At 38.0% G+C, this 14691-nt stretch carries 15 protein-coding genes; all 15 read left to right on the top strand.

The features are described from left to right. Window positions 1-470: 470 nt before the first annotated feature. The 15 genes from JML65_RS06390 to JML65_RS06320 all read left to right on the top strand — a co-directional run bounded on the left by JML65_RS06390 (window position 471) and on the right by JML65_RS06320 (window position 14611). Window positions 471-1223, top strand: a complete 753-nt coding sequence (locus tag JML65_RS06390; protein ID WP_202270250.1) for an SDR family NAD(P)-dependent oxidoreductase — start codon at window positions 471-473, stop codon at window positions 1221-1223. A gap of 15 nt (window positions 1224-1238) precedes the next feature. Further along, the gene (locus JML65_RS06385) at window positions 1239-1673 is read left to right on the top strand and encodes a MarR family winged helix-turn-helix transcriptional regulator (RefSeq protein ID WP_084087239.1); all 435 of its coding nucleotides are present in this window, start codon (window positions 1239-1241) and stop codon (window positions 1671-1673) included. Window positions 1674-1885: 212 nt separating this feature from the next. Next, window positions 1886-2818, top strand: coding sequence for a ring-cleaving dioxygenase (locus JML65_RS06380; protein WP_047487149.1), 933 nt, complete (start codon window positions 1886-1888; stop codon window positions 2816-2818). Window positions 2819-2885: 67 nt separating this feature from the next. Then, window positions 2886-3182 carry a GNAT family N-acetyltransferase gene (locus JML65_RS06375; RefSeq protein ID WP_047486631.1) on the top strand — a complete coding sequence of 99 codons (297 nt, stop codon included), beginning with the start codon at window positions 2886-2888 and terminating at the stop codon, window positions 3180-3182. A 165-nt stretch (window positions 3183-3347) separates the two neighbouring features. Continuing rightward, entirely contained in the window at window positions 3348-4301 is a 954-nt protein-coding gene (locus tag JML65_RS06370) for a VOC family protein (protein ID WP_115917360.1), read from the top strand. A 5-nt stretch (window positions 4302-4306) separates the two neighbouring features. Beyond that, window positions 4307-4927, top strand: coding sequence for an alpha/beta hydrolase (locus JML65_RS06365; RefSeq protein WP_202270249.1), 621 nt, complete (start codon window positions 4307-4309; stop codon window positions 4925-4927). Between the two features lie 106 nt (window positions 4928-5033). Continuing rightward, window positions 5034-6644, top strand: a complete 1611-nt coding sequence (locus JML65_RS06360; protein WP_115917362.1) for a Na+/H+ antiporter — start codon at window positions 5034-5036, stop codon at window positions 6642-6644. 145 nt (window positions 6645-6789) lie between these two features. Further along, on the top strand, window positions 6790-7101 hold the full coding sequence (locus JML65_RS06355) for a hypothetical protein (RefSeq protein ID WP_047486620.1): 312 nt from the start codon (window positions 6790-6792) through the stop codon (window positions 7099-7101). Window positions 7102-7111: 10 nt separating this feature from the next. Further along, window positions 7112-7696, top strand: a complete 585-nt coding sequence (locus tag JML65_RS06350; RefSeq protein WP_047486617.1) for a Crp/Fnr family transcriptional regulator — start codon at window positions 7112-7114, stop codon at window positions 7694-7696. 562 nt (window positions 7697-8258) lie between these two features. Next, complete coding sequence (locus JML65_RS06345; RefSeq protein ID WP_202270248.1) at window positions 8259-9134, top strand: pirin family protein; 876 nt, start codon at window positions 8259-8261, stop codon at window positions 9132-9134. 44 nt (window positions 9135-9178) lie between these two features. Beyond that, entirely contained in the window at window positions 9179-9868 is a 690-nt protein-coding gene (locus tag JML65_RS06340) for a hydrolase (RefSeq protein ID WP_047486610.1), read from the top strand. Window positions 9869-9928: 60 nt separating this feature from the next. After that, window positions 9929-11701, top strand: a complete 1773-nt coding sequence (locus tag JML65_RS06335) for an amidohydrolase (protein ID WP_202270247.1) — start codon at window positions 9929-9931, stop codon at window positions 11699-11701. 184 nt (window positions 11702-11885) lie between these two features. Beyond that, window positions 11886-12317, top strand: a complete 432-nt coding sequence (locus tag JML65_RS06330) for a DoxX family protein (protein WP_202270246.1) — start codon at window positions 11886-11888, stop codon at window positions 12315-12317. After that, complete coding sequence (locus JML65_RS06325) at window positions 12314-13681, top strand: alginate export family protein (RefSeq protein ID WP_202270245.1); 1368 nt, start codon at window positions 12314-12316, stop codon at window positions 13679-13681. Before JML65_RS06330 ends, JML65_RS06325 begins: the two co-directional genes overlap by 4 nt. Before the next feature lie 201 nt (window positions 13682-13882). Continuing rightward, window positions 13883-14611, top strand: coding sequence for a M17 family peptidase N-terminal domain-containing protein (locus JML65_RS06320; RefSeq protein ID WP_202270244.1), 729 nt, complete (start codon window positions 13883-13885; stop codon window positions 14609-14611). Window positions 14612-14691 lie beyond the last annotated feature (80 nt).

Below are 14691 nucleotides of genomic sequence, written 5' to 3'. Positions count from 1 at the left end.
ATTATTTTTTAATTCTGCCTTCATTTTATTTTATTTCCTGAATACGATTGCAAATATATAATATAATTTTTATTAGTCCACTAAAAAAGTAGACTTTTTGAACATTAATTTATTGTTAATGATTTAATTTACTATAAATGAGTAGTTTATATGTTGGTGTTTTTTTATGATAGGTTTTGTTTTAATAGTTTTTAATTCATTTTTTGTGGAAATGTGAGGGTAGGTACTGTTATGAAATAATTAAAATAAAGTTGATATTTTAAGAATTACGTAAAATATAAGGAATGGCTATCATCTTCTTTTTCTGTTGCTCTTTCAGCTTACCAATCAAATGAGAATAATGTTTTAAATAATTATCTATCAGTTTGTTATAATAGTAATAGTAAATTTAACATTATTTATGACTAGACATTGATGATTAGTCATTAATTTTGAAATGAGAATTTTATTAATTTAAAAAACAACTTATTATGAAACGTTTTGAAAACAAAGTAGCGTTTATTACAGGGGGAAACTCCGGAATAGGTAAAGCTGTGGCTGTATTGATGGCAAGAGAAGGCGCAAAAGTGATGATTGCTGACATTCAGGAAAATAAAGAAACACTGGAAGAAGTTCTGAAAGAAGGGACTGATGCCAGATTTATTACCTGTGATGTTTCTAATCCGGAAGATGTAGAAAAAGCTGTTGCAGAAACCATTGAAGTATTTGGAAGTCTGGATATAGGGGTAAATAATGCAGGAATTGTAGATGCGTCTCCCATTCATGAAAAATCAATCGAAGAGTGGCAGCGTGTGATCAATATCAACCTGAGTGGTGTTTTTTATGGAATGAAATATCAGATTGCCCAGATGAGAAAGCAGGAAACCGGAGGGGCGATCGTGAATATGGGATCTATTATGAGTCAGGTTGCGGAATTTGGAATCGGCTCCTATGCTTCTTCAAAACACGGTCTGGTGGGACTTACAAAAGTAGCTGCATTGGAAAATGGTACGAATAATATCCGTGTTAATGCTATTGGCCCAGGCTATATAGAAACCCCTTTATTGATGGATAATGCTGCACAGAATGTTGAATACAGATCCTATATGGAATCTAAGCATGCAATGAAAAGATTGGGAAAACCTGAAGAAATTGCAAAAGTAGTCTTATTTTTGGCTTCAGATGATGCAAGTTTTTGTACAGGAGCCTATCTTCCTGTAGATGGCGGTTATCTGGTACAGTAATTTATAAATAATACAATGGAAAAAGATCTTCAGGAAATACCTCTCCGCCGGAAACTCGGTATCAGCATGGTGGAAACTTATAATAGTGTTTATGAGCAGTCCCAGGAATTTTTTGCAAAATATGGACTTACTTCACAGCAGTATAATGTACTTTCTATTCTGTATGATGCAGGAACGCCACTGTCTACGTCGGCTATATTAAAGAGAATGCTTGAGAAGAATGCCGGAGTTTCCAGGTTGGTAGATCGTCTTATAGCTAAAGATCTTGTTGAAAAGAAGGTGAATCCGGAGGACAAACGTCTGATCGATGTACAACTTACGGGTAAGGGTGAGGTTCTATACCATGAGGTTTTTACGGCACTTCCGGATGTGGATGCAGTATATAAGAATTTGACCGATACTGAAGTAGAATTGCTTATGACTCTTTTGTCAAAGATTAGAGAGAGTTGATATCAGATTCAGAATGATGAACACTTCTCAGGTTGTATAGAAAATACAGCAATAACAATGATCCGGGAACCGGACACATCACTTACTCAATTACTTAAAATTTTTTGACTCCTGAAAATTCAGCTTTATGCTGGATTTTTTTTTACATTTATTAAACTAGTTAAATGTACAGGATTTCTATGGTCCATAATTTAGCATCAAAATTAAAAGACATGGACAATAGAATATTAGGTCTGCATCATATCACAGCTATTGCAGACAACGCAAAAAGAAATTTAGATTTTTATACCCAGGTTTTAGGGGTAAGACTGGTCAAGAAAACAGTCAATTTTGATGATCCGGGAACGTATCACTTCTATTTTGGAAATGAAAACGGAACACCGGGAACTATTCTTACTTTCTTTCCCTGGGAAGGAATTGGTCAGGGTACCAATGGAAGCGGTATGGCTACTCATATCGGATATTCAGTTCCGAAAGGAAGCCTGGAATTTTGGAAAAGTCGTCTTCAAGGTTTTAATGTAAATCTGGAGGAAGGGGAAATCTTTGGGGAAAAGCTGATCTCTTTTAAAGATCCGGATGGCCTGCAGTTACAGTTTATAGAACCATCCGCTGAGGATCACCGGAAAGTATGGACTACTGATGATCTCAAAGAAGAGCATGCTTTAAAGGGATTTCATAATGTCACTTTAAGTCTAAAAAAAGCTGATCCTACCCTTAAAGTTTTAACGGATATTTTAGGATATGATCTGCAAAAACAGGAAGGGGAAAGATACAGACTGGCAACGGATGCTATCGATACAGCCAATCTCGTAGATATTATTGAAAGTGATAGCATTCCATCCGGAAGGAATGCTGCCGGAACCAATCATCACATTGCTTTTAGGGTAAAAGATGATACTGTTTTAATGGAATACCGTGAAAAAGTATTATCTGCAGGCTTAAGTATCACTCCTAAGATCAACAGAGATTATTTTTACTCACTCTATTTCCGTGAGCCTGGAGGTGTATTATTTGAAATTGCCACAGACAATCCGGGGTTCACTGTAGATGAGCCACTGAATGAACTGGGTACTCACCTGAAACTTCCTCTACAGTATGAAGGAATACGTGATAAAATAGAAGAAGCCTTACCGAAGTTATCATAGATCATTACTTAAGTCTTATAAACACCCTAATTTTGACACTCATAATAATTCTATAAATACTACAAAAATGGAAAGAACAGAAATAGTTTTAGAAGGAAGAAAAGGAGAAATTCAACTTTTCTCTGATGATCTTAAAGCAGGAAAAATGGACATTTCAGTAATTGGAAAAAAACTGACGGTCTACCATACTGAGGTGAATACGGAATATGAAGGGAAAGGCTTTGCCAAAATTTTATTGGAAAGACTGGTTTCTTATGCGAGAGAAAACGATTTGAAAATTGTACCCTTGTGTCCCTATGTTCATGCACAGTTCAAACGTCATCCGGAAGAATATAATGATGTGTGGATGAAAGAAGTATTGTAATGAATGACGAGTAGGGGATAGAAGAGATCTCAACTTAGCGTATTTACCAATTTGCCTGATCGTCATTTTTCCCTTTCTTCCTGCGTTGGAATAATCCGGAAATAGATTTAGAAACTTCACATTACAACAATCAGTCAATAATTTTAACTTTCAATTTTCAACTTTATGAAACTTATCACAGGATTGCATCACGTTACGGCTATTACCGGCAATGCTCAGGAAAATATAGATTTTTATACCGGAGTTTTAGGACTTCGATTGGTCAAGAAAACAGTCAATTTTGAATACTCCGATGTTTATCATTTTTATTTCGGCGATGAATATGGAACGCCGGGAACTATTTTGACAACTTTTCCTTATGGTAAAGATCTGATTAACGGAAGACATGGCAAAGGAATGCTGAATACTACTGCTTTTTCGGTTTCTATGGATGCATTGGAGTATTGGACAAATCGTCTGGATCAGTTTAATATTCAATATAAACAGCCACAGCAAAGATTGTCTGAAGAAGTTTTTATTTATCTTGAAGATTTTGATGGGTTGGGACTGGAGCTGGTTTTTAATGATAAAGACCAAAGAAAAGGATATAACAACGGCTATATTCCCAAAGAATATGCGTTAAAAGGAATTCACCATGTGGAAATCTGGCAGGATGCCTATGAAAGAACAGCTGCCCTTTTAACGACTCAGATGGACCATAAAGTTATTATTGAAAGTGCTGACAGACTGAGACTGGGAACAGAAGATCTGCCGGGACACTATGTGGATCTTTTGTATATGCCTAATGCATTAAAGGGGTTGGCAGGAAGAGGGACTGTTCATCATGTAGCTTTTGCCACTCCCGATGCACAGTCACAACTTGAGATGGTAGACAGGCTCAATGCCTTCGGTTTGGAGCATACGGAAGTGAAAGACCGGAAATATTTCACGTCAGTATACTTTAAAGAGCCCGGTGGTGTGTTGTTTGAAATTGCCACTTCCGGTCCGGGATTCGATGTCGATGAAGAAGCTGCATCATTAGGGGAAGATTTGATGTTACCGAAACAATTTGAAGAACAGAGAGAACGTTTAACAGAAGTTCTTCCAACAATCAATTATCCAACAGAAAAATTCAGATAGAAATAATGAGCCATATTTTAAACATAAAAACAGCAGGAATACCATTAAAGCAGGCAGAAAAAGCCTTGATTATGATTCACGGACGCGGTGGAAGTGCTCAGGATATCCTGAGTTTGTCCCAACATCTGAATGTAAAAGACTATGCATTACTAGCCCCACAGGCTCTGAATCATACCTGGTATCCCTATTCGTTTATCGCACCGGTGGATCAGAATGAACCATGGTTATCATCTGCCCTGGAAATGGTAGGAGAAACAGTAAAAGCTGCCACAGATGTAGGGATTAAACCCGAAAATATTTATTTTTTCGGATTTTCCCAGGGAGCGTGTCTTACATTGGAATTTTTGGCCCGCAATGCACAAAAATTAGGTGGAGCGGTGGCTATTATCGGAGGAGTGATTGGTGATAAGATCAATCGCGATCACTATAAAGGTGATTTTGCAGCAACGCCGGTTTTGCTAGCAACCAGTAATCCTGATTTTCATGTTCCTGTAGAAAGAGTCTATGCTACAGTCAATATTTTAAGAGAAATGAATGCTGAGGTTACCGAAAAAGTCTACGCCAACTTCGGACATTCCATTAATCAGGAGGAGATGGAACTGGCGAATTCAGTTATATTTAAATAAATTAAAAGATAGTATTGTCGAAATTCAGTAGAGGTGGGCTTTAGCCCACCCGACAATATATCATTAATCCATAGGCTTTAGCCAAAACTTATACCCTCTAAAGAAGATGCATGAACAACTACTTTTAATACTAGGACTTTTATTACTCGTTATGATGCTGGTGATGCTGGCACAGCGCATAAGGATTGCTTATCCTATTTTTCTGGTACTTGCGGGATTAGGAATCAGTATGATTCCGGGAGTACCTGTTTTAAAGCTGGATCCCGATATTATATTTTTAATCTTTTTACCTCCCCTTTTATATGAGGCGGCATGGTATACTTCATGGAATGATTTCTGGAAGTGGAAACGCCCCATCAGCCTGCTAGCTTTTGGGCTGGTTTTCCTGACCTCTCTGGTCGTTGCTTATACTTCACAGCTTCTGATCCCCGGTTTTACCCTGGCATTAGGCTTTTTATTGGGAGGTATAGTTTCACCACCCGATGCTGTTGCCGCAGCCACTGTATTAAAAGGATTAAAGGTTCCCAAACGCACCCTTGCCATATTGGAAGGTGAAAGTCTGATCAATGATGCCTCTTCACTGATTGTTTTCAGATTTGCTTTAGCTGCGGTAATGACCGGAGCTTTTTCAATGCATGAAGCCACCGGTCAGTTTTTTCTTGTGGCAGGAATGGGGATTGTTGTAGGGATTATCGGAGCTCATATTTTTTACGCCATTCATAAGTTTTTACCTACCACCCCGGCAATTGATGCTGCTATTACGGTAATTACGCCTTATATTTTATTTCTTTCCGCAGAGCATTTCCATTTTTCAGGAGTGATGGCTGTGGTAAGTGGAGGACTTTTTATGTCATTTCGTGCCCATGAGATTTTTAAAACCGGAACGACAAGAATTAATATGACGGGAGTCTGGAATACGTTAATCTTTGTAATGAACGCTTTGGTCTTTGTATTAATAGGACTTGAGCTTCCGGATATTATCAATGGTTTAGGAGAAACCTCTTTAATGGAGGGCATAAAATATGGTTTGATTATAAGTGGTATTGTCATTGTGGTTCGTCTGTTATGGATTTATCCGGTGGCTCATCTTCCAAGATGGTTGAGTAAAAAAGCCCGACGTGATCCAAGTCCGGGATGGAAAAATCCCTTGATCATCGGTTGGGCCGGGATGCGGGGCGTTGTTTCTCTGGCAACAGCCTTATCTATTCCGGTTATGATGAATGAGCAGTCTCAGTTTCCCATGAGAAACCTGATTATTTTTATCACGTTTATCGTTATTTTTGTGACGCTGGTTTTCCAGGGACTTACGCTACCTTTAATCATTAAATTAACTAAAATAGAGGAAATAGATCCTATTTTACCTTCTCATGAGCAGCAGGCAGGAATTCAAATGAGACTTGATCAGCTGGCAATTGACAGGCTGAGTAAAGAATATGAACCTATGGTAAGCAGTAATACCCTGGTAGAGAACCTTAAAAAAGCATTGGAAAATGATATTAAACTCCACCAAAACCATCTGAGCTCTATTGAAATGTGCACCAACAGACAGAATGATATGAAGGAATATCATAAGATCATGCTCGACATTATTGCATTACAGAGAAAAGATTTATTCAAAATGAAACGTGAAAAATTATTCAGTGATGATGAGATCAGAAAAGCCGAATCTCAGCTGGATTTGAATGAATTGAAAATAACGGGGAATAAACATTTGTAGGAGAATTGAGAGTTAAGAGTTAATAGCTACGAAAGTAAATTACTTATTATCTTTACACTTTCCAGTTTCATACATTACATCGCTTTTACCTTTAAACTCTCAACCATCAACTCCTAATCAATAAGAACCATAAATCCTAAACCTAATGAAAACATTACATTTTTTAGTCATCGGAAAGAATCAGGAAATTCTGGATGTTTTACAACGCATTATAGGAAATAACGAGGGCTGGACGTCTGAGATTCAAAGTGATGAAAATGCCAGTTATGACTATATAACAAAAAATAAGGTAGATATCGTTCTTCTAAGTTCCGGATTATCTGATGACTTTGAAAAAGAGATGAAGATATTCTGTGCCCATTTAGATAAAGATGTTAAAGTGATTGACCATTATGGAGGAGGAAGTGGACTGTTAAAGAACGAAGTTTACAGTCTTTTTCCTAATTTGCAGGGGTAAACTTTAATTTATGTTTGAAAATATCATCAGGAATATTGAACGATTCATCACTATAAGTCCAGAAGAAGGGAAAATTTTTACAGATGCTTTGGTTTGCCAAACATTTCCCAAGAAAACCGTTTTATTAAGAGAAGGAGAAATCTGCCAGTTTGAAGGATATATTCATAAAGGATGTGTAAGAATGTACTGTTTGGATGATAGCGGTTCTGAAGTGACCTTATTGTTTGCCATCGAAGATTGGTGGATCAGTGATATTGCTTCCTTTCATGAGCAAAAGCCCTCGAAAGTATATATTGAAACCCTGGAGGATTCAGAAATTTATATGTTGAATCCTACGACCAAAGAGAAGTTATTACAGGAAATTCCCAAGTTTGAAAGAGTTTTCAGGATGTTGGTACAGCGGAATTTAACGACCCTGCAGAGCCGCCTGGTGAATACCATTTCAAAGACTGCCTCGGACAGATATATTGAATTTATCAAAGTATATCCGTCCATACCCCAAAGGGTTGCCCAATATTATATTGCTTCCTATTTAGGAGTGTCAAAAGAATTTGTAAGCACGATCAGAAAACGCTTGGCTTCAAAAGAGAAGTAAGCAGGTGAATTTTTCACCACAGATTACTCAGATGAACACAACTGTTTATATCTAAACCGTAAACTCTATCAAATTATTTGATGTGTATCAAAATCTGCGTCATCTGCTCGAAAAAATATCAACCACAAAAGTCACAAAAGTTTTAAACACTTAAGATTTATAAAGTGACTACCACACTGCTGAAAAGTACACTTAAGTTTTTTTTATATTCCCCTCCTCTGGAGATGGCGAAAATTCAAAGAATTTTTGACGGGGTGGTTAATGATGTAAATTTGTTTTTAACCATAGAATAGTATGAATATTTCTTGGTGAAATCTACTTGATCTGCTCAATCTGCGAGATTCATAAAAAACTCTTCCCTTACATTGGAAGTCAACAATTTTATTGAAGATAAAATCTTTAAACCTTTGCGCTATACCAGCTGCCAAAGCAGTTTATATACCGGATATTTTTATATCCGGATTTTTTTTGCTGAAAAGTGATTTATTAAACTAGTTAAATGTGCAGGGTTTTTCACCACTGTACATTTGTCCTATCAAAAACAAACAAATAATAACTCGATATGGACAGAAAAGATTTTTTAAAGAAAGGTTTATTAGGAACAGGAATGTTTGTAGCATCAGCTTCTCTTGGAAATACCATAAAAAATGAGATTGATGAAATCGAACCACTAGAACCTATCGGATACAATCATTTACCGAATACGGAATCAAAAATTAAAGACAACTCTGTCATCCATAAAGCAGATTCACGGGGAAAAGCGGATCACGGATGGTTGCTAAGCCAACACACTTTCAGCTTTGCCAACTACCATAATCCTGAAAGAATGCATTTCGGAGTACTGAGAGTTTTGAATGATGACAAAGTAGAAGCGGGGAGAGGATTTGGAACTCATCCTCACGACAATATGGAAATCATCAGTATTCCTCTGGAAGGAGATCTTGAACATAAAGACAGCATGGGCAATACAGCCGTTATCAAAAGCGGGGATATCCAGGTGATGAGTGCAGGAACCGGAATTATGCACAGCGAATTCAACAGAAATAGTGATCAGCCGGTCAAATTTCTCCAGATCTGGGTGTATCCCAACAAAAGAAATGTAGTCCCAAGATACGATCAGATGACATTAGATAAAACAAAAAGCCAAAACCAATTTCAGCAGATCCTTTCTCCAAATACCAATGACGAAGGAGTCTGGATTCATCAGGATGCATGGTTTCATCTGGGAGTTTTTGAAAAGGATAAGACAGTCAGTTATCAGATCAGGAAACAGGGAAACGGAATCTATGCTTTTATCCTTAAAGGAAGTGCAGAAATCGAAGGCCAGCCAGTAGAAGAAAGAGACGGGTTCGGAATGTGGGATATCAAAGATTTAGATATTAAAATAACCGGGGAAGGAACGGAAATCCTATTGATGGAAGTACCTATGACTTTATAAAAATAACTCAATAACAATAACAAACAACATTTAAAGTAAATATTATGAAAAAATTAATCCTATCATTTGTAACAGGTTTACTCTCATTAACAGCAACAGCTCAAAATCCTGGAAAATCATTATTAAATCCTGGCAACCATGCCTTGGTACTTATTGATCACGAAGGGCAGATGGCTTTTGCAACCAAAAGCATAAGCATGGAAGAGTTGAGAAATAATGTCGCCCTGGTAGCTGGAGGATCAAAGATTTTTAATGTGCCTACAGTGGTAACAACCGTGGCTGAAAAATCATTCAGCGGACCTGTTTTTCCTGAAATTTCAGCAGTATATCCGGAAGCAACAAGTGGATATGTAGACAGAACAACCATGAATACCTGGGAAGATCTGAATGCTCACAAAGCCATTACCGGAAAGAATAAAAAGAAATTGGTTTTTGCAGGATTATGGACCAGTGTATGTATCGTAGGACCTGTTTTATCCGCAATAGACGAGGGATATGATGTGTATGTCGTAACGGATGCTTCAGGTGATATTTCTAAAGAAGCCCATGATCAGTCGGTTACCCGTATGGTTCAGGCAGGAGCACATCCAATCACTTCTGTTCAATATGTGTTGGAATTGCAGAGAGACTGGGCAAGAAAAGAAACATACAAACCGGTAAATGACTTGATGAAAAAATATGGTGGAGCTTATGGTATCGGAATTCAGTATGCTCAGGAAATGCTAAAACATTAATGGTATCTGCTGCGGCAGGCCGAAAGTCTGCCGCATTCTTCAAACTTAAATAATATGATAATGAAATTACTGAATACACTTATACTTTCCGCCGTCTTAGGCACAGGAGTCTTACAAGCTCAAAAAGCGGATATGATTATTACCAATGGAAAGATCACAACCATGGATGATAAAAATCCTGAAGTACAGGCTGTCGCCATAAAAGACCATAAAATTTTACAAGCGGGAACGAATACCCAGGTTTTAAAATTAAAAGGTGGCAATACAAAGGTTATTGATGCCAGAGGAAACAGAGTTATTCCGGGATTGTTTGACAGCCATCTGCATGTGATTCGTGGAGGAAGATTTTACAATACAGAACTTCGTTGGGATGGCGTGAAGTCTTTAAAAAGAGCATTGGAAATGCTGAAAGAACAAGCACAGAGAACACCGAAAGGTCAATGGGTAAGAGTGATTGGTGGTTGGAATGAATATCAGTTTGAAGAAAAACGACTTCCTACATTGGCTGAGATTAATGAAGCGACAGGAAATGTACCCACTTTTATCATGTATCTCTATGGGAAAGCCTGGTTGAACAAAGCCGGATTAAAAGAACTGAACATCAATGAAGATACGCCTAATCCTGCACAAGGTTTAATTGAGAAAGACAATAATGGAGATCCCACAGGATTGCTGGTGGCAGAACCCAATGCCTTCATTCTTTATTCAACACTTGCCAAATTACCGGAATTGAAAGAAGAAGAAAAAGTAAATTCTACGCTTCAGTACATGACCGAGCTGAACAGACTGGGGGTAACAGCTGTAATGGATGCAGGTGGAGGATTCCAGAATTTCCCGGATGACTATGGAACAACAGATCAACTGAACAAAGAAGGGAAAATTACCGTTCGCCTCCCTTATTATTTATTTGCACAGAAGAAAGGTTCAGAGCTTGAAGATTACACCAAATGGGTAGGAATGGTTGACATTGATGACCATGGTCATAACGATTTCAATGAAATAGATTATCATGTTAACGGAGGAGGTGAAAATCTGGTATCAGACGGAGCTGATTTTGAAAACTTCCTTTTCCCAAGACCGGAACTTCCTGCTACCATGGAAAAAAATATGAAAGATGTGGTAGGTCTTCTGGTTAAAAATAAATGGCCTTTCAGAATTCATGCGACCTATAATGAAAGTATCACAAGATTTTTAAATGTCATTGAAGAGGTTAATAAAGAAACTCCCTTGAACGGATTGGTCTGGTTTATTGATCATGCCGAAACCGTAACCGAAGACAATATGAAAAGAATTAAAGCTTTGGGAGGTGGAATTGCCATACAGCACAGAATGGCTTATCAGGGAGAAAGCTTCATCCACAGATACGGTAAAAAACCTGCTTTAGCTTCCCCACCTGTGAAAAAAATGCTTGAAATGGGAATTCCTGTAGGCTTGGGAACAGACGGTACCCGAGTGGCGAGCTATAACCCATGGGTTGCCTTATACTGGATCACAACAGGGAAAACAATCGGAGGAAATCAGGTGATGGCTAAAGAAAATACCCTGGACAGAAAAACAGCTTTATCACTTTCTACTTATCGAGGTTATGAATTAATAAAAGACTCTCAGAAAGGGAAAATACAAAAGGGATATTTTGCAGACCTAACCATTTTAGATAAAGATTATTTTATGGTTAATGATGAAGAAATTAAAACCATTACTTCAAAACTCACCATCGTTGATGGGAAAGTAGTCTACGGAGATGAAACTTATAAAACAGCTGCTCCGGCACCGCTTCCTGTCATTCCGGACTGGTCACCAGTAAAATACTACGGAGGTTATCAAACAAAATAATTTTAAACCACAAAAGCTACAACCACTTCAACTGAAAGGGCAAAAATTCCCCTTCTCTGGAGGGGTGGCAAAAATTCAAAGAATTTTTGACGGGGTGGTCAGTATAAAATCCTCCAATCATCCGTGTCAATCCAATCTGCGGTTAAAAAAAACAAAAATAACCTTTAAAAATTTCATTCAAATCATGAAAAAAATAATCCATATCATCACCAATACAAATCCGGGAGGAAAATTAACCGATACAGCACTTTTAGTGTTCAGAGTTTTACTTTCAGTGGAATTAATCGTAGCCCACGGATTAAAAAAATTAGGAATAGGTGTTTCAGAAGCAGAACAGGTTCCGAACCCGCTGCATCTTCCGGAAGCATTCAACAGTCTTTTTGCCGATGCTGCCAACCTGGTATTTCCTGTATTTGTAATCCTGGGCTTTTTCACAAGAATTGCAGTATTACCCATTCTGGCGGTGACACTTACAGGTTATTTTATTCTCCATTGGAATGATGCATTATTGGTAAAAGATACGCCCTTTATGTACAGCTTGTGCTACCTTCTTTTGCTGTTTATGGGTTCGGGGAAATATTCGGTGGATAATTACTTAAGAAAGATATCATCATGAGAAAACTGATTGCCATCGTACTGTTTCTGCAGATTTTTATTCCCGTTCAGCTTTCTGCCCAGTTTAAGCTGATGAGGTTTGATGAAGATTATGCTGCCTATAAAGACTCTGCAAAGACCTTTTACAACTCCATAAAATATATTCCCCTTACAGAAAAAGCTAATAATTATCTGTCGCTGGGAGGAGAAGCAAGACTGGAATTTGTTGATTTTAATAATGAAGATTGGGGAAGGATGGGAATTGGAAGCAATCCTTTTCTGATCCAGAGGTACAATGTGCATGCAGATTTGCATCTGGGCTCACGGGTAAGAATTTTCGGACAGGTGAGAAGTGCATGGGAAAATGGAAGAAAGAACGGTCCAAGGCCTATTGATGAAGACCATTTGAATATTCAGAATCTTTTCATTGATGTTGATGTTCTGAACAATGAAAAAGAAAAGCTTACAGTGCGTCTGGGAAGACAGGAACTGGATTATGGAAGTGGAAGACTGATCTCCGTGAGGGAAGGTCCCAATTTAAGACTCTATTTTGATGGATTGAAATTCATGTATAAAAGAGGAAACTTCAGATCTGATGCGTTTATGATGGCAGCCAGCGAAATCAGTCCGGGAGCATTGGATAACAAATCTTCAAAATCAATTAATCTTTGGGGAAGTTACAATACATGGATTATTCCCCGAAGTGGAAACCTGGAGTTGTATTATTTGGGAATTCACAGAAAAGAGGTACGCTTTGAAGATGGGTTTTCCAATGAAAACAGGCATACTTTCGGAGGAAGGTTCTGGAGATATGGGGGAGGTTTTATTTATAATTTTGAAGCGGCCTATCAATTAGGCAGCTTTAATAAAGGAAATATCAGCGCGTGGACGGCTTCTGCAGACATAGGATATATGTTTGAAAATGTAAAAGGAAGACCGACCATCAATCTTAGAAACGACTATATCTCTGGAGACAGCAATAAAGGGGACGGAAAATTGGGAACATTTAATCCTCTCTTTCCGAAAGGAGGATATTTTGGATTTAATCCTCAGATTGGCCCTGTGAACTTAATTGATATTCATCCCTATGCCACCATTGATTTAAGTGAAAAAATAACAGTGCAGGCAGACGTAGTTTTCAACTGGAGGTATTCTACCCAAGATGGGATTTACAGACCCAGCGGAACATTGAATCTGCCTTCTTCCAACTCAAAAAAGAGATACATCGGAACCGCATTTTTAGGAAGTTTCAATTATAAGATCAATCCATTTTTAACCTTTAACACCGGAATACAATATTTCAATACCGGAGCCTTTATCAACGATGTAATTGACAACCACAAAGACGGACTTTTCATCAACTCCAGAATCGTATTTAAATTTTAAAAAAAACACAGGGAATTTGAAAATCTGAAAATGAGATAATTTGAAAATAAATTGAACAATTATCCCACATCAATGTCCATCTTCACCACAGAAACTACCTTTGAAAAAACAAATAAAAATAGCCGGAGCGAAGCGACTTGCGTCTTAAAGACATCGCATCTCGCACCCCGAACCTCGTAACAACCAACAAAAATAAATCACATGAAAAATACACTAAAACAATCACTGGTAATTGCAGCTTTAGCATTATCTACACTCAACTTTGCACAAACCACAACTACAGCTCCTGCGAAAACAACAGCCATCGGAACTTCCAAAACCTGGGGAACCGTAGACGGAATTTCCATGATAGGATTGGTACAAGGTCCATCATCTGCTGACGCCCAGCTTCAGGTAGCCTGTGTTTTCGAATATACAGAAGGAGACATCTTCAGTGCTCAGGCATTACCCGCTAAATTGAACGGATTGGTTCACCTGGATGAGGCTTTAAAAGGAGAACTTACCAACCTTAGAAAAACAGGACAGTTTCAGGGACATTCTTTAGAAACCATTTTAATTACCCCACCGACAGGATCGATGTCTGCAAAGAAATTATTGCTGATCGGTTTAGGTGACCGTAATAAATTTACACCTGATTTAATGACTTCCGTAGGCGAAGTGGCAGCCCGTGAAGCTATGAGATTAGGCGTTACCAATTTTGCCTTTGCCAGTGACCTGAAAGATGCCGGAATAGATTCTCCAACCGCTTTGGTAGCTGGAAACGTAGTCAAAGGAATTGTTCATGCTAACCGCTCTGAAAATTACCTGAAAGAACACAAACTTTCCACCACAAAAAAAATAGAAAAAGTATACCTTCTGGCTGGTCCTGCCTTCTTTGAAACCGCAGGCGGTGGAATTTCCGATGCCATTTCAGAAGTAAAAAAGAAATAATGAACTTAGTTTCATTAATATTGTTGATCCTGCCCCCTTTTCATAAGGGGGCTTTTGTTATATTTACTTTTTAAGAAATG

Source organism: Chryseobacterium sp. KMC2, assembly GCF_016756935.1.
Lineage (GTDB): Bacteria > Bacteroidota > Bacteroidia > Flavobacteriales > Weeksellaceae > Chryseobacterium > Chryseobacterium rhizosphaerae.
Note: the sequence above shows the minus strand (reverse complement) of the source record. Positions and strands in the feature narration are given on the sequence as shown.